This is a genomic window from Amycolatopsis sp., from assembly GCF_035276945.1.
Lineage (GTDB): Bacteria > Actinomycetota > Actinomycetes > Mycobacteriales > Pseudonocardiaceae > Amycolatopsis_E.
The window spans coordinates 33,949-49,470 of the sequence record NZ_DATELF010000116.1 but is presented as its reverse complement, the minus strand read 5'-3'; the positions used below and the strand labels follow the sequence as shown (position 1 = coordinate 49,470).

Here is a 15,522-nt window from a genome sequence, read left to right as displayed (position 1 = left end):
CCGCGGGCGACCGCGGGTCACGGCCCTTCCTTGTTCAAAGGATTCACAAAAACGTGAATCTTTTGTATATTGTGAAATATGGCCACTATGATCGAGCCCGCTCTGCCGGACGGGCTGCCCACCACGCGCCGCTGTCCCTTCGACCCGCCCGACGAACTGGGCCGCTTGCGCGCCCGGCATCCGGTCAGCCGGATGATCTATCCCGACGGGCACGCGGGCTGGCTGGTCACCGGGCACGCCGCCGTCCGTGCCGTGCTGGCCGATCTCCGCTTCAGCAGCAGGCAGGAGCTGATCCTGCACGCCCCGATCCCGCATCCGCTCGCGCCACGGGGAGAGCCCGTGCCGGCGATGCCCGGCACCCTTACGCGCGTCGACCCGCCCGAGCACACCCGCTACCGCCGGTTGCTGACGGGCCAGTTCACGGTGCGGCGGATGAAGCAGCTCGCACACCACATCGAAGAGATCGCCGAGGAGCACCTCGACGCGCTCGAAAAGGCCGGACCGCCCGGCGATCTGGTGCGGGGTTACGCGCTGCCGATCCCCTCGCTGGTGATCTGCGAACTGCTCGGCGTGCCCTACGCCGATCACGAGCGCTTCCAGCGAGACGCGGCGACACTGTTCAACCTCGAAGGCAAGGCCGAGAACATGATGGCCGCACTGACCGACCTCACCGATTACCTCGGCGAGCTGGTGCGCCGCAAGCGTGCCGAGCCCGCGGACGACCTGCTCACCGGCCTCGTCACGAGCGGGGCGCTCACCGACGCGGAACTGACCACCATCGGTCTCACCCTGCTCGTCGCCGGCCACGAGACGACCGCGAACATGCTCGCGCTGGGCACCTTCGCGCTGCTGGAGCACCCGGATCAGCTGGCCGCGCTACGCGCCGAGGAGTCGCTGATCGACAACGCGGTCGAGGAGCTGTTGCGCTACCTCAGCATCGTGCACATCGGGCCGGTGCGGGTGGCGCTGGAGGACGTCGAACTCGAAGGCGAGCTGATCAAGGCCGGCGACCACGTCACGCTCAACCTGCCCGCCGCCAACCGGGATCCGGCCCGTTTCCCGGATCCCGACGAACTGGACATCACCCGGCCGGCGACCGGGCATGTCGCGTTCGGACACGGCGTGCACCAGTGCCTCGGCCAGCAGTTGGCCCGGATCGAGATGCGCGTCGCCTTTCCGGCGTTGCTGCGACGCTTCCCGGGACTGCGCCTGGCCGTCCCGGCGAACGAGGTTCCCGCACGGCCACACGCGGCGATCTACGGCCTGGACCGGCTACCGGTCACCTGGTAGCTAAGCCTCGCGCGGCGGGGTCTGGCCGTATTTGATCCGCAACGTGGCCTCGGTGCTGGCCTCCTCGGCCGCCCGTGCCGCTTCGAGTTCCTTGAGACGCTTGTCGGAGCGGCGCACGGCCCAGACGACCACCAGCAGGGCGAGACCGTAGAGCGGGTAGCCCATGGCGATCTTCGCGAACGCCAGCCAGCCCGTGTAGTCCGCTTCGTACAGCCAGCGCTGTACCACGAACCGGGCGCCGAAGACGAACGCGAGCGCCAGGGTGGCCACGTCGTAACCGAACCGGGACGGCTTGTCGCTGAGCCAGGCCTTCCCGGTGCCGTTGAGGAAGTTCCAGATGACCCCGGCCAGCGGCCGGCGGACGAGGATCGACAGCACGAAGACCCCGCAGTACACCAGGCTCGCCCAGATGCCGAACAGGAAGAAGCCCTTGGCCGAGCCCGTGCGATAGGCGATGAACGCGGCGATGGCCACCCCGAAGAACCCGGAGATGGCGGGCTGTAACGGCTCCTTGCGCACCACACGCAGCACGGTGATGGCCACCGCGCTGCCCACCGCGCTCCAGATGCCCACCTGCAGCCCGAACAGCCAGTTGGCGAGCACGAACACCACCACGGGCACCGACGAGTAGATCAGGCCGGACACCCCACCCATCTGCTCCAGCAATGTGGGTTCGGGTTTGGCCCCGGTCTTCTCACCGGCTGATTCGGTCACGGTGGGGTCCTTGTCGCGATCCCGCGGGCGGGATCAGAAAGTCGTCTGCAGCTCGTAGAACGGGTTGTAGAGCACCTTCTGGCCATCGCGCTCGGCCATGCGGCCGCGCACCTTGATGGTCCTACCCGGTTCGATGCCCGGGATCCGGCGCCGTCCGAGCCAGACTAGCGTCACGCCCGCGGTCCCGTCGAACAACTCAGCCTGCAGTGTCGCCGCCTCGTCGTTGGGGCACAGCTGCACGCTGCGCAACCTGCCGAGTACGGTCACCTCTTCCCCCGACCGGCAGTCGCAGGCCCGCTGCGCCCCGCCTGCCTCGGATTTTTCGGACAGATCGTCGGCATCGAGCTCGTCGACGTCACTGGTCAGTTTGCGCACCAACCGGCTGAAGTAGCCGCCCTCTTTGGCGGACATAAGCGCCTGCTCCCATGAGTTCCGGGGCCCCCGACTACCACGGCCCTTTACGTGATCCAGCGTAACCTTTCCGAGCCAGGGAAACGGGTTTGCGGCAAGATCGCAACGTGACTTCCACGATGCCGGCGACCCGCGCCGTGCTCCTGCCGGGCACCGGATCGGACGAGACCTTCGTGGAATCCGTTTTCGCCGGCCCGCTCGCCGCCGCGGGGGTCGACGCGCTCATGCCGCCGCCACCGGCCGGTGCCAAGCTGGCCGTGGGTTTTCTCACCCTGCTGGACTCGCTGGCCGATGGCGCCGGTGTCCCGTGCGGGCACACCCCCTGTGTTCTGTGGGGGCACAGCCCCCACACCCCCACTGGAAGCAAGCCCCCAGACCGCTGTGTCCTATGGGGGCACAGCCCCCACACCCCCACTGGGGGCAAGCCCCCAGACCGCTGTGTCCTATGGGGGCACAGCCCCCACACCCCCACTGGGGGCAAGCCCCCAGACCCCCTTAAGTTGATCGTCGGGGGGATCTCGTTCGGCGCGCATCTGGCCGCGGAGTGGGCGGTGCGGAATCCGGACCGGTGCGCGGGACTGTTGCTCGCGCTGCCCGCCTGGCACGGCTCCCCGGACGGCGCGCCCGCGTCCTTGGCCGCGAAGGCGTCAGCGGACCTGGTCGAAACACAGGGCATCGAAGCCGCGCTGAGCCTGTCGACCGCGGGTGTCGTTCCGTGGCTGGCCGCCGAACTGACCCGGTCCTGGCGGCGGCACGGGGACGACCTGGCCGTGAGCCTGCGAGTGGCCGCGAACCGTGCCGCGCCGACGCTTTCCGCCCTGCGGCGGCTCGCCGTGCCGACCGGGATCGCCGCCTGCGTGGACGATCCGGTGCACCCGGCCGGGGTCGCGCATGCCTGGGCGGCCGCACTCCCCCGCGCCTCCGTGTCCGAAACGACCTTGGCCGCGCTGGGCGCCGACCGCGCGTCACTCGGCCGGGCGGCCGTGGCCGCACTCAAGCGCGCTGCTGGGCCTGCTGCTCCGCGATGTGCTGGGCGACCGCGTCCGGCAGGGTGACCGGCAGCGGAGTGCGCACGGGCATCGGGGCGTCACCACGGACGACGACCGTGCCGCGCACGATCTCCCGCAGCACGCGGGGTGCCTCCGCCGCCTGCGACTGCGGGCCGGCGATCACGCCGCGCAACATCCAGCGTGGCCCGTCCACGCCGACGAAACGCAGCGCCACGTCACCGATGAGCGCGGACAGCTCGAACCCCCACTCGCCTTCCCCCGGCGAGACCTTCGCGCCGTCGGCTCGCAGCTGCTGGGTCAGCTCGGCGCCGACCTCGTCCCACAGCCCGCCGGAACGTGGCGCGGCGTAGGCGCTGACCGTGACCTGGCCCTGCGGGGTCACCACGTGCACCGCGCGCACCCCGCCCGCGGCCGGGTCCATCTCGACCTGAACCTGGGTGCCGTCGGGCACCGGGACCCGCACCGAGCCGAGGTCGATCCGCGGCACGGCGTCCTCGGGCGCGTCGACGATGTCGAACGGACCGGTGGTCAGGGCCTCTTCGGGGACCTCCGTCTCCTCGACGGCGGCCTCCACGCGCTCTGGCGCCGCATGCCGTCCCCGGCGCCGTCTGCGTCCGAAAATGCCCACTACTTCCTCGCTCCTTCCCCAGGTGTCCCGGCGTCCGCGCGGCGTTTTCCGGGAGTGGGACTTCCGGGCCCCGCCTGGGGGCAAGCCCCCAGACCGCTCTGCCCTCCGGGGGTGCGACCCCCGGACCCCGCCTGGGGGCAAGCCCCCAGACCCCCTTCATCCAGCGTCGCATGCCCGCCGGTCGATCCGTAACCGCCGTCCCCCCGGACGGAGGCGTCCAGCGCCTCGACCTCCACGAACTCGGCGGTCTCCACCCGCTGCACGATCAGCTGCGCGATCCGGTCGCCCCGCGCGAGCTCGACCGGCTCGGCGGGATCGTGGTTGATCAGGCAGACTCGGATCTCACCCCGGTAACCGGCGTCGATGGTGCCCGGGGTGTTGACCACCGACAGGCCGACCCGTGCGGCCAGGCCGGAGCGGGGATGCACGAACCCGGCGTATCCGGGGGGTAGCGCGATCGCGATGCCCGTTCCCACCATCACGCGCTCGCCGGGCCGCAGCACGGCGTCGCTGGTGGTCACCAGATCGGCCCCGGCGTCGCCGGGATGCGCGTAGGTGGGCATCGGGACACCCGGATCGATCCGGGTGAGCAGGACCTGCACAGTGGACACGGGCGGCGAGACTACCCTGAGCGTGTGGGTGAGACGTCGAGCGCGCCTGGTGCGGCGGCGAACGGGACTTCCAAGCGGTACTCCGAACGGCTCTACCTGCCGTGGTGGAACTGGCCGCTGCCGCTGATCGGGGCGGCCCTGATGGCCGCGACCATCCATCTCGGCTATCCGGGCCTGCGGGCGTGGCTGCCGTACGCGGTGCTGCTCCCGCTCATGGCGGCGCTGCTGGTGCAACTGGGCCGGGCTAAGGTGGAGGTCGCCGACGGCGAGCTGCGGGTCGGGAAGGCGCATCTTCCGCTGCGATTCGTCGGTTCGGTCGAGGTGATCGGGAAGGACCGCAAACGCAAGGCCCTCGGGCCCGAACTCGACCCGGCGGCGTTCATGCTGCACCGCGGCTGGGTCGGGCCGGCCCTGCGCGTGCGCTTGACCGATCCCGAGGATCCCACTCCCTACTGGGTGTTCAGCACCCGGAAACCGGAGGAGCTGGCCGAACTGCTGCGGTCGCGGTAACGTCCGTGAGACGGAAGCCGCCCGGCAACATGTCCGCATGTTGCCGGGCCTTGCCGGTCACGCGCAGTCGCGGCAGATCATCCGGCCGTTGCTCTCCTCGGCCAGCCGGCTGCGGTGGTGCACCAGGAAACACACCGAACACGTGAATTCGTCGGCCTGCTTCGGTACCACCTTGACCGTCAGATCCTCGCCGGAAAGCCCCGAAAGGTCCGCCCCTGGGAGCTCGAAGTTCTCCGCGGTCGCGTCCTCGTCGACGTCCACGACGCCGGACTGGTTCTCGTTGCGCCGCGCCTTCAACTCCTCCAACGAGTCTTCGGCAAGCTCGTCGGCCTCGCTGCGACGTGGTGCGTCGTAGTCGGTCGCCATTGTCCCTCACCCCTGCGATCAGCTTGGATGTCAATCATTCCAGGCCCGCGAAGCCTTCGCGCGCCCGTCGTGCCGCTGGACAACGTTCCAGCGCCCCTGTTTGTGCCCGGCGCCGTAGTGAGTCAGGTCTCTCTTGGCAATCGGTTTCACGAGCCTGATCCACGGCCGGAGCCCGCAGAGGGTAGCTCACCAGGTACCCGTACTCGCAACGTGCTAGGCAAAGCCACCCATTCCTCACCCGGCCGGAGGAGCAACATGAACCAAATGCCTGGTCGCCCGGGTCGCGCGCAGCCACCCGAACGGGGTGTGGCGCGGACGGTGCGGGCACGGCCTAATCTGCTCTCAGACGGCGTTCCGGTACCGGCATGGACGCTGGGGAGCGGAAGGAACGGGCACGTGGCGTCGGGGATGAGTTCCGGCAACCGGAAGTCGAAGGGCTACCGCAAGCGCCGTCCGTTGCCCGGGCTCATCGTGATCGGCGTACTCGGCGTCGTCGCGATGGCCGTCTGGGTCCGCGCGATCACCAGCAAGGCGGACGTCGACGCCATCATCCGGTGCACCCCGGCCGCCACCCCGCCGAGCGGCGTCACCTACACCTCGCTCGGGCATACCGCGCTGGACGACACCTCGCCCGTTCCGCCTGCCAGCGTCGCGGTGAAGGTGCTCAACGCCAGCCAGAGCCGCGGCGAGGCGATGATCACCACGGAGAGCCTGCGAGAGCTGGGCTTCACGCAGGTCGGCGAGCCGGGCAACGACCCTGCCTACCCCAACGGCGACGCCAAGTGCCGCGGCCAGATCCGGTTCGGGGAAAGCGGCACGTCCGCCGCGCGCACCCTCAGCCTCGTCGCCCCCTGTGCCGAGCTGGTCAAGGACAACCGGCAGGACGCGAGCGTCGATCTGACCATCGGCAACGGCTTCACCGACCTCCAGCCCACCCGGCAGGCGCGCGAGGCCTTGCGGCAGCTGGCGGACTGGTCGGCGCGGCACCCGGACGGCGGCAGCGAGCAGTCCGCCCCGGCCGGCCCCGTCATCGACCACGCCCTGCTCGTCGACGCGCGCGAGGTCTCCTGCTGACTAGACCTCCCCGGCGCCGCAGGCGATGAGCGTTTCGCGCAGCGGCGCGGCGATGGTGGGCGCGGCGGCGAAGGTGGCGTCCGCGCCGAGTTCCCGGTCCTCGCCGGGCAGGCTGACCACCGCACCCGCCTCGGTGGCGATCAGCACGCCCGCCGCCCAGTCCCACCGGTGCAGCCCATGTTCGCAGTAGCCGTCGGTCCAGCCCGCCGCCACCGAGCACAGATCGAGCGCGCAGGATCCCGGCCGCCGCACGTCGCGGACGTGCCCGAGCAGCCGGTGGACCACACCGGCCTGCCTTGCCCGGCGTTCGGCCTGGTAGGAGAACCCGGTGGCGACCAGGGCCAGACCGAGCCGCTCCGGTGACGACACCCGCAGCCGGCGGCCGTCCAGCCAGGAACCCTCGCCGCGCACCGCCGTCCAGCATCGTCCGCCGACCGGTTCGACGATCGCGCCCGCGACCGAGACCCCGTCCACCTGCGCGGCGATGGAGACCGCGAAAACCGGTGAGCCGTAAAGGAAGTTCACCGTGCCGTCGATCGGGTCGACCACCCAGGTCACCCCGTCGTAGGCGGATCCGCCGCCACCGCCCCCTTCTTCACCGAGCACCGGCTCACCCGGCCGCAGTTCCCCCAGCCGGCGCCGGATCAGCTCCTCGGAGGCGTGGTCCACCGCGGTGACCACGTCCGTGTCGGAGGACTTCGTCTCGACCTGAACCCGCTGGCCTGCGACCATGGCGTCACGGGCCTTGGAGACCAGGTCCGCGGCCTCCCGGCCAACCTGGACGGCCACATCCTTCAAGGCATACTCGGCAGCTCCCACACCACCATGGGACCACACCCGGTTAAAGTCTCCTGAGCAGGCATCTGAATCGAGCAGGAAGGGACACGCCAATGACGGCGACCCGAGGTTTCGGTATCGACATCGGGGGCAGCGGTATCAAGGGCGCCCTTGTCGACCTGGAAAAGGGCGCGCTCATTGGCGACCGCCTCCGGATCGACACCCCCCAGCCCTCGACGCCCGAAGCGGTCGCCGAGGTGGTGGCCGAGATCGTGCGCCACTTCGGCTGGACTGGCCCGGTCGGCATCACCCTGCCCGCCGTGGTCAAGAAGGGGGTCGCGCACACCGCGGCCAACATCAGCCACCGGTGGATCTCCACCGACGCCGACGCGCTGTTCGCCAAGCAACTGGGCCGCGGCACCGACGAGATCGCGGTGCTCAACGACGCCGACGCGGCGGGCATGGCGGAGATCCGCTTCGGCGACCCGATCGCCCGTACCGGCGTGACCACCCTGCTCACCTTCGGTACGGGCATCGGCAGCGCCGTGTTCCAGGACGGGAAGCTGGTGCCGAACACCGAGTTCGGGCACCTGGAGGTGGGCGGCCACGACGCCGAGAAGAAGGCCGCGGCCTCGGTCAAGGACAACGAGGGCCTGTCATACCCGGAGTGGGCGAAACGGGTGAACCGTTATCTGACTGTGCTGGAGAACCTGATCTGGCCGGACCTGTTCATCGTGGGCGGCGGAGTCAGCAAGAAGTCCGAGAAATGGGTCCCGCTGCTCGACATCCGTACTCCGATCGTGGTGGCGTCGTTACAGAACAACGCGGGTATCGTCGGTGCGGCGGCCGCCGCGGCGGAGGGCCTGGAACACTAGGCGCCTCGGGCACCGGCCATGATGATCGGCCGCAACGCACAGGCGTATCGTCGTTACAATGGAAGCAAGCCCCGGGTCGCGGGAGGCGAACTCACCGGCCAGGGGACGTTCCCCGAATTTGAGGCTCGCTGGGATTCCGGTCCCGGCCGGCCGTGATCGACCGCTGCGAAAGGGCGTACGTGGCAGCCGCAAAAACCGCTACCCGAAGCGGCACGAAGACAACGAGCGCCGCCCAGGCTTCGTCGGCCGACGCGAGCGCGGAACCCGACGCGGGCTCGAACACCGACCAGACCGGCACCGAGCGGAACGGCACCGCCACCAGGAAGCCGGCCGCGCGGAAGTCGACCGCGGCCAAGCCGGGCGCGAAGAAGGGGCAGGCCAAGACGGCCGCCAAGCCCCGCAAGGCCGCCAAGGCCGAGGACGCCAAGACGGATCCCGATGACGGCCCCGGCGAGGACCTGGAGGAAGTCGACCTCGACGTAGACCTGTCGGACCTGGAAGAGGTCGAGGTCGATGTCGTCGACGCCACGGTCAGCGACGAGCCGGACGAGGACGAAGAAGCCACCGACGCGCCGCGTGGACGCGGCAAGACGAAGTCGGCCAACGACCCCGACTTCGTCTGGGACGAGGAGGAGTCCGAGGCGCTGCGGCAGGCCCGCAAGGACGCCGAGCTCACCGCCTCCGCGGACTCGGTCCGCGCCTACCTCAAGCAGATCGGCAAGGTCGCGCTGCTCAACGCCGAGGAGGAGGTGGAGTTGGCCAAGCGGATCGAGGCCGGGCTCTACGCCGCCGAGCGCGTCCGCGTCGCCGAGGAGGAAGGCGAGAAACTGGTTACCCAGCTCCGCCGGGACCTCAAGTGGATCGTCCGTGACGGTGAGCGTGCCAAGAACCACCTGCTGGAGGCGAACCTCCGGCTGGTCGTGTCGCTGGCCAAGCGCTACACCGGCCGTGGCATGGCGTTTTTGGACCTGATCCAGGAGGGCAACCTCGGGCTGATCCGCGCGGTCGAGAAGTTCGACTACACCAAGGGCTACAAGTTCTCCACCTACGCCACCTGGTGGATCCGGCAGGCGATCACCCGCGCGATGGCCGACCAGGCCCGCACCATCCGCATCCCGGTGCACATGGTCGAGGTGATCAACAAGCTGGGCCGCATCCAGCGCGAGCTGCTCCAGGACCTCGGGCGCGAGCCCACCCCGGAGGAGCTGGCCAAGGAGATGGACATCTCCCCGGAGAAGGTGCTGGAGATCCAGCAGTACGCCCGCGAGCCGATCTCGCTCGACCAGACGATCGGCGACGAGGGCGACTCCCAGCTCGGCGACTTCATCGAGGACTCCGAGGCCGTCGTCGCGGTGGACGCGGTGTCGTTCACGCTGCTGCAGGACCAGCTCCAGTCGGTGCTGCAGACGCTGTCCGAGCGCGAGGCGGGCGTGGTCCGGCTGCGTTTCGGCCTCACAGACGGCCAGCCGCGGACGTTGGACGAGATCGGCCAGGTCTACGGCGTCACGCGCGAGCGGATCCGCCAGATCGAGTCGAAGACGATGTCCAAGCTGCGGCACCCGTCGCGGTCCCAGGTTCTGCGCGACTACCTGGACTGAGCTACCGGCGAATAGCGGGTCCCGTTACGGGGCCCGCTATTCGCCTGTCTGATCACCAACGACGAGCAGGATCCCCTGAACGGCTTCGACGAAACGTTCGATAGTCTGGAAATGCACCGAGCCGTCGGTGTCCACAACGCACACTACGGCGCCGCCGGGACCGGTGACGGTACCGCCCAGCAATACGTTTCGCACGCCCGTTCGCCCCGAGCGCCACAAGGGCGGCAGACCCCCGTCGAGGTAGTCGAGCAGGGCGCGTTCGGGCGTGTCCTCGGCGCCAAGGTCGCCACTGTCCACTGTGGCCAATGGGGCGACCCACCGGCGGCCGTACAGCCCGGCCAGGAACAGGCCGAACTCCTCGACCGTCCACTCACGACTGACCGGTAGCCCGCGCAGCCGTCCGGGCAGCTCGATTCCGTTGCGGGGCACGAAAACCAGCTGGCGGGTAGCGGGAAACCAGTGCACCCGCTCAAGCAGTCTTGTCATCGTCGGTGAGTCAGTACCGCCACAGGTGCGCCGCAATGATCTCCTCCGTACCGTGTTCGGCCGCCCATTGCACGTCGGAGGACCGGACCGCCCGGAACGCGCCGAGCAACTCCTCCCCCAGCGTCTCACCCAGCCTCTTCGACGCGACCAGTGCCGCGTCCTGCTCCGCTGGGGTGGCGGGCAGCCGGAACACACCGGCCTCCCGGCGCCGCTCCTCGGTCCAGGTGCCGGGATCGGAGTCGATCGGATCGGGCAGGGACAATTCGTCCTCGACACCGCCCAAACCGGTCGCCAGCACGGCGGCCAGGGCCAGGTGGGGGTTCGCCGAGGCGTCGGAAGGCTTGAGCTCCACGTTGGCGTGCTCCGGCCCGAGCAACTCGCTTCCCGGGACGTACCGCAGCGGAGCCTCCCGGTTCTCCACCCCCCAGAAGGCGTACGCGCTGGCGAAATATCCGGGCCGCAGCCGTATCGTGGACGGCACGCTCGGCGCCGTGATCGCGGTCAGCGCCGGCAATTCCCGCAGCAAACCGGCGATGTAGCTCGCGCCGGCACCCTCCGGATACGCCGGGCCGAGCAGGTTACGCCCCCTGCGCCACAGGGACGTGTGCAGGTGCCAGCCGTTCCCTACCACCTCGGGGCTGACGATCGGCGCGAAGCTGACCCGCAGGCCGTGCGCGTGCGCGGCGGCGTGGATCGTCTGCCGGGCCAGCAACTGGTCGTCGGCGGCCGACAGCGGATCCGTGGCGGACAACGAAAGCTCCAGCTGGGCGAGGCCGTACTCGGCGTGCAACTGGTTGAGACCCAGCCCGTTGGCGCCGAAGTCGTGCAGCAGCGCGGTGATGAACCCATCCAGCTCGACCAGCGCGTGCGGGCTGTAGGCGGGCCCGCGGTGGCCCGGTGTGGAAGCGATGTCAGCACTGCCCGCCGGGGCGACGGCGAACTCCAGCTCATACCCCGCCCGCAGTTCGTAGCCGCGCCGGGCCGCCTCGGCCACGGCACGTTCCAGGACACCGCGTTGACAGTACGGCCACGGCGAACCGTCGGCCGCGACCTGCCTGCCCGGCGCCCAGGCGAGAGCGGGCTGCCCGGCGAGCCTGCGGAGCCGCTCGACGACCGGCACGAGCCGCACATCGCCCGCCGGGGTCGCCAGGCCGGGATGCGCGTAGGTGATGGCGTCATGCGTGTCGAAGACGGCGAACAGTGTGGTCACCCCGACCCCGCGCGTCGCGGCCCTGGCCAGCCCGGTGATCGGGATGATCCGGGAACGCGGGATGCCGTTGTTGTCCGCCCAGGCGATCTGCACCCCGGTGACCCCGGCCGCGGCGAGGTCCTTCGCCGCTGCCGATGCTGCCTTCGTCATGCCGTGAAGTGTCCCACCGATTCAGCTCAGAACGAACAAGACAAGCCCGCGCGGGCCGCCCACAAGAGTACGAACGGGTTCTTCTTCACCACCCGAAAAGGGCTCTTGACCACGGCAAACCAGGTTTCGAGGAGGTTTCCCCGTCCTGCATTCCGGGATTAGATCTACGACATCCGGGGTAAATCGGGGTGACACGAGTCCCACTCGTGCGGGAACACTTGCGGCTGGCTCAGCGTCTGCAAGAGTGGAGGCCAGCGAGCACCGCGGTGGTCGCGGCTGGATCGATGGCATCGGGACACCGATGCCGGGACGGAGGGAGACTCCATATGACATCGACGACGCTCACCCGCCCCGAACTGACCGCTGCCGACCGTTGCGACCGGTGCGGCGCCGCAGCCAAGGTTCGCGCGATTCTCCCCACCGGGGGCGAGTTGCTGTTCTGCGGTCACCACGCCCGCGAGCACGAGACCAAGCTCCGCGAGTTGGCGGCAGAGATCCAGAGCTAGGAGTTCCAGGCTTCACACAAGATGGGAGGCGAGCGCTCGCGGAGAGCGCTCGCCTTTCCTTGTTCCGCGTGTCTTGTGGGGGCGCCCCCCACGTCCCGCCCAGGGACAAGCCCCGGGCCCCCAGCGGTGCTCACCGTCACATCAATCCGCGCGGGAACCGAACCGGACAAAAAGCCGACCAGTAGGGCATGACGACCGACGACCCCGTCGCGCCCGCGCCCCCCACCCAGCGCCCCGCAAGCGCTTCCCTCCGACCGCTGCTCCTCCGGCTGCACTTCTACGCCGGTGTCCTCGTCGGGCCGTTCCTGCTCGTCGCGGCACTGACCGGGCTGCTCTACGTCTTCACGCCGCAGCTGGAAGACGCGATCTACGACCACGAACTGCACGTGCCCGCGGCCACCGCGGCGCAGCCGCTGTCCACGCAGGTCGCCGCGGCCCAGGCCGCGCTGCCCGGCGGCACGCTGGTCAAGATCCGGCCCGCCCCTTCGGCGACGGACACCACGCAGGTGCTGTTCAGCGTCCCCGGTTTGGGCGAAAGCTACTCGCGAACGGTGTTCGTCAACCCGCACGACAACGAGATCCGCGGCATCCTCGACACCTACGGGTCGAGCCAGGCGCTGCCCCTGCGGGCCTGGCTGGACCAGCTGCATCGCAATCTCGACCTCGGCGACTTCGGCCGGCTCTACAGCGAACTGGCAGCGAGTTGGCTCTGGGTGGTGGTGCTCGGCGGGCTCGTGCTGTGGTGGACCGGGCGGCGCCGGGGAACCACCACCCGCGCCCGGGTCAGGTCACGGCATGCCACGACCGGGACCGTGGTCGCCGTGGTGCTGCTGTTCCTGTCCGCGACCGGCCTGACCTGGTCACAGTTCGCCGGCGAGAACATCACCGACCTGCGGTCCGCACTGAGCTGGGAGACCCCGGCTGTGTCCGGTACCGCCGAGCACCACGACGGCGGCCATGTCGGCGCAGGAGCCGCGGCCGTGACGATCAGCCCGGACGCGGCGCTCGCGGCGGCCCGGGCCGTGGGGCTGAGCGACCCGGTCGAGCTCACCGTCCCGGCCAAGGCCGGGAAGGCGTACGTGGTCAAGCAGACCGGCCGGAGCTGGCCGTCCAAGCAGGACTCGGCGGCCATCGACCCGTCCACCGGGCACGTCACCGAGGTCCTGCGGTTCGCCGACTACCCGCTGATGGCCAAGCTCGCCCGCTGGGGCATCGACGCGCACATGGGCCTGCTGTTCGGCCTGCCCAACCAGATCCTCCTCGCCGCCGTGTGCCTCGGGCTCGTCACGATCATCTGCTGGGGCTACCGGATGTGGTGGCTGCGACGCCCCACCCGCGGTTTCGGCCGCCCCTACCCCCGCGGCAGCCTGCGCAAACTGCCCGCCCGGATGCTCCCGCTGGCCGTCTGCGCCCTCGCCGTCGGCTGGTTCCTGCCCGTGTTCGGCGTGTCGCTGCTCGCCTTCCTGCTGCTGGACCTCGCGCAGGCCGCTCGCGCTCGCCTCACCACGAGCGCAGCGTGACGATCCGCTCCTCGAGCTGTTCGACGGTGGCCATCGCGGTGGGCGGGCCCCCGCAGACCCGGCGCAGTTCGCCGTGAATCGCACCGTGTGGCTTGTTCGTGCGGTGGTGGTACATCCCGACCAGGGCGTTGAGTTCCTTGCGCAGCGCGGCGATCCGCTCCTGAACCGACTGCGGTTTGGGTGCGGGCGCCGGCTCGGGCTCCTTCTGCGGTTTGCGGCGCTTGGTGTCGGCGAGCTGTTCCTCCTGGCGCTTGCGCAGCAGCGCACGGACCTGGTCGGGTTCGAGCAGGCCGGGCAGGCCGAGGTACTCCTGCTCCTCCTCGCTGCCCGAGAACACCGCCGTGCCGAAGGAGTTGCCGTCGTAGATGACCTGGTCCAGCTCGGCGGAGGCGCCCAGTGAAGTGAACGCCTTCTCCTCCTCGCCCGGCTCGTCCTCGGTGCGGTTGGCCTGGGCCAGGAGTTCGTCGTCCCAGCCCTCCTTCTCGCGGTGTGGCTTGCCCAGCACGTGGTCTCGCTCGGCCTCCAGCTCGCTGGCCAGTTCCAACAGCACCGGCACGCTGGGCAGGAACACGCTCGCCGTCTCGCCCTTGCGCCGCGCCCGCACGAACCGGCCGATCGCCTGGGCGAAGAACAGCGGGGTGGAGGCGCTGGTGGCGTAGACGCCGACAGCCAGCCTCGGCACGTCGACGCCTTCGGAGACCATCCGGACGGCGACCAGCCAGCGGTCGGTGGACTCGGAGAACTCCCCGATCCGCTTGGTCGCCTTCGGGTCGTCGGAGAGCACCACCGTGGGCGCTTCGCCGGTGATCCCGTGCAGGAGCTTGGCGTAGGCGCGGGCGGACTCCTGGTCGGTGGCGATCACCAGGCCGCCGGCGTCCGGCATGCCGCCGGCCCGCACCTGCGCCAGACGGGTGTCGGCGGCCTGCAACACGGCGGGGATCCACTCGCCGCCGGGGTCCAGGGCGGTCCGCCAGGCGCGGGCGGTCTGCTCGGCGGTCAACGGCTCGCCCAGCCGCGCGGTGAACTCCTCCCCGGCGCTGGTCCGCCAGGACGCCTCACCGGAGTACGCCAGGAACACCACCGGCCGTACGACGCCGTCGGCGAGCGCGGCGGCGTAGCCGTAGGCGTGGTCGGGCTTGCTGCGCAGGGCGCCGTCACCGTCGGGTTCGTAGGTGATGAACGGGATCGGCGAGTCGTCGCTGCGGAACGGGGTACCGGTCAGGGCCAGGCGGCGCACGGCGGGTGTGAACGCCTCCCGGACCGCATCGCCCCAGGACTTGGCGTCCCCGCCGTGGTGGATCTCGTCCAGGATGACCAGGGTCTTGCGGTTCTCCGTGCGCACCCGGTGCAGCGTGGGGTGGGCGGCGACCTGGGCGTAGGTGAGCGCGACACCCTGGTAGTCCGACGAGGTCGCGCCCTGGCCGTTGCGGTAGTTCGAGTCGATGGCGATGCCCGACATCGCCGCCGACGCCGCCCACTGGTGCTTGAGGTGCTCGGTCGGGGTGACGATGGTGACCGACTCGACCGTGCGGTCGGACAGCAACTCGGCCGCGATCCGCAGCCCGAAAACCGTCTTGCCCGCGCCGGGGGTCGCCACCGCGAGGAAGTCCCGCGGCTTGGTGGTCAGGTACTTCGTCAGGGCGCGGCGCTGCCACGCCCGCAGCGGGCGGGCCGTGGCGTCATGCTGCGGCTCCGGAGCCCCTACCGTCCGATTACGCTGGGCCGTGTCCGACAAGGATGGTCCCCCTCCTCTCGCCGATCAGGAACGCGACATGCGAAGGCCCCC

At 70.1% G+C, this 15,522-nt stretch carries 16 protein-coding genes and 1 pseudogene; 8 read left to right on the top strand and 9 right to left on the bottom strand.

Translation table 11 applies throughout. The annotated features are described in order from the left end of the window. Nucleotides 1–87: 87 nt before the first annotated feature. Entirely contained in the window at nucleotides 88–1,290 is a 1,203-nt protein-coding gene (locus VJT49_RS21240) for a cytochrome P450 (RefSeq protein WP_414636050.1), read from the top strand. Here the strand turns inward: VJT49_RS21240 and VJT49_RS21235 are convergent, their stop codons facing one another. After that, entirely contained in the window at nucleotides 1,291–2,004 is a 714-nt protein-coding gene (locus tag VJT49_RS21235) for a DUF3159 domain-containing protein (protein WP_324166627.1), read from the bottom strand. 33 nt (nucleotides 2,005–2,037) lie between these two features. Then, nucleotides 2,038–2,415 (bottom strand): OB-fold nucleic acid binding domain-containing protein, encoded by a 378-nt coding sequence (locus VJT49_RS21230; RefSeq protein ID WP_324166626.1) that lies wholly within the window; start codon nucleotides 2,413–2,415, stop codon nucleotides 2,038–2,040. 107 nt (nucleotides 2,416–2,522) lie between these two features. Between VJT49_RS21230 and VJT49_RS21225 the strand changes: the two genes are divergently transcribed. Further along, nucleotides 2,523–3,470, top strand: a complete 948-nt coding sequence (locus VJT49_RS21225; RefSeq protein ID WP_324166625.1) for an alpha/beta hydrolase — start codon at nucleotides 2,523–2,525, stop codon at nucleotides 3,468–3,470. Here VJT49_RS21225 and VJT49_RS21220 read toward each other — a convergent pair. Together VJT49_RS21220 and dut are read right to left on the bottom strand one after the other, a co-directional pair. After that, nucleotides 3,409–4,053 (bottom strand): DUF3710 domain-containing protein, encoded by a 645-nt coding sequence (locus VJT49_RS21220; RefSeq protein WP_324166624.1) that lies wholly within the window; start codon nucleotides 4,051–4,053, stop codon nucleotides 3,409–3,411. The genes VJT49_RS21225 and VJT49_RS21220 overlap by 62 nt on opposite strands. Before the next feature lie 152 nt (nucleotides 4,054–4,205). Beyond that, nucleotides 4,206–4,664: pseudogene (gene dut, locus VJT49_RS21215) on the bottom strand (dUTP diphosphatase); the annotation flags it as partial. Between the two features lie 24 nt (nucleotides 4,665–4,688). Between dut and VJT49_RS21210 the strand changes: the two are divergent. Continuing rightward, nucleotides 4,689–5,174, top strand: a complete 486-nt coding sequence (locus VJT49_RS21210) for a DUF3093 domain-containing protein (protein ID WP_324166622.1) — start codon at nucleotides 4,689–4,691, stop codon at nucleotides 5,172–5,174. 57 nt (nucleotides 5,175–5,231) lie between these two features. Here the strand turns inward: VJT49_RS21210 and VJT49_RS21205 are convergent, their stop codons facing one another. Next, the gene (locus VJT49_RS21205) at nucleotides 5,232–5,540 is read right to left on the bottom strand and encodes a DUF4193 domain-containing protein (protein WP_027947044.1); all 309 of its coding nucleotides are present in this window, start codon (nucleotides 5,538–5,540) and stop codon (nucleotides 5,232–5,234) included. Nucleotides 5,541–5,936: 396 nt separating this feature from the next. Here VJT49_RS21205 and cei point away from each other — a divergent pair, with 396 nt between their 5' ends. After that, on the top strand, nucleotides 5,937–6,614 hold the full coding sequence (gene cei, locus VJT49_RS21200; protein WP_324166620.1) for an envelope integrity protein Cei: 678 nt from the start codon (nucleotides 5,937–5,939) through the stop codon (nucleotides 6,612–6,614). Here cei and VJT49_RS21195 read toward each other — a convergent pair whose 3' ends face one another. Next, nucleotides 6,615–7,433, bottom strand: a complete 819-nt coding sequence (locus VJT49_RS21195) for an inositol monophosphatase family protein (protein WP_324166619.1) — start codon at nucleotides 7,431–7,433, stop codon at nucleotides 6,615–6,617. 71 nt (nucleotides 7,434–7,504) lie between these two features. Between VJT49_RS21195 and ppgK the strand changes: the two genes are divergently transcribed. Next, complete coding sequence (ppgK, locus tag VJT49_RS21190) at nucleotides 7,505–8,266, top strand: polyphosphate--glucose phosphotransferase (protein ID WP_324166618.1); 762 nt, start codon at nucleotides 7,505–7,507, stop codon at nucleotides 8,264–8,266. Between the two features lie 179 nt (nucleotides 8,267–8,445). Next, the gene (locus VJT49_RS21185) at nucleotides 8,446–9,864 is read left to right on the top strand and encodes an RNA polymerase sigma factor (protein WP_324166617.1); all 1,419 of its coding nucleotides are present in this window, start codon (nucleotides 8,446–8,448) and stop codon (nucleotides 9,862–9,864) included. 36 nt (nucleotides 9,865–9,900) lie between these two features. On the opposite strand, the gene VJT49_RS21180 is transcribed toward VJT49_RS21185, so the two are convergent. Both VJT49_RS21180 and VJT49_RS21175 read right to left on the bottom strand, forming a co-directional pair. Further along, complete coding sequence (locus tag VJT49_RS21180) at nucleotides 9,901–10,350, bottom strand: DUF6885 family protein (RefSeq protein ID WP_324166616.1); 450 nt, start codon at nucleotides 10,348–10,350, stop codon at nucleotides 9,901–9,903. 10 nt (nucleotides 10,351–10,360) lie between these two features. Beyond that, nucleotides 10,361–11,710, bottom strand: a complete 1,350-nt coding sequence (locus VJT49_RS21175) for a glutamine synthetase family protein (protein ID WP_324166615.1) — start codon at nucleotides 11,708–11,710, stop codon at nucleotides 10,361–10,363. A gap of 326 nt (nucleotides 11,711–12,036) precedes the next feature. On the opposite strand from VJT49_RS21175, the gene VJT49_RS21170 reads away from it, so the two are divergent. Beyond that, the gene (locus tag VJT49_RS21170; RefSeq protein ID WP_324166614.1) at nucleotides 12,037–12,216 is read left to right on the top strand and encodes a DUF7455 domain-containing protein; all 180 of its coding nucleotides are present in this window, start codon (nucleotides 12,037–12,039) and stop codon (nucleotides 12,214–12,216) included. A 188-nt stretch (nucleotides 12,217–12,404) separates the two neighbouring features. Further along, nucleotides 12,405–13,736, top strand: a complete 1,332-nt coding sequence (locus VJT49_RS21165; protein ID WP_324166613.1) for a PepSY-associated TM helix domain-containing protein — start codon at nucleotides 12,405–12,407, stop codon at nucleotides 13,734–13,736. Here VJT49_RS21165 and VJT49_RS21160 read toward each other — a convergent pair. After that, on the bottom strand, nucleotides 13,717–15,471 hold the full coding sequence (locus VJT49_RS21160) for a DEAD/DEAH box helicase (RefSeq protein WP_324166612.1): 1,755 nt from the start codon (nucleotides 15,469–15,471) through the stop codon (nucleotides 13,717–13,719). The two genes, VJT49_RS21165 and VJT49_RS21160, sit on opposite strands and share 20 nt — an antisense overlap. Between the last annotated feature and the right edge of the window lie 51 nt (nucleotides 15,472–15,522).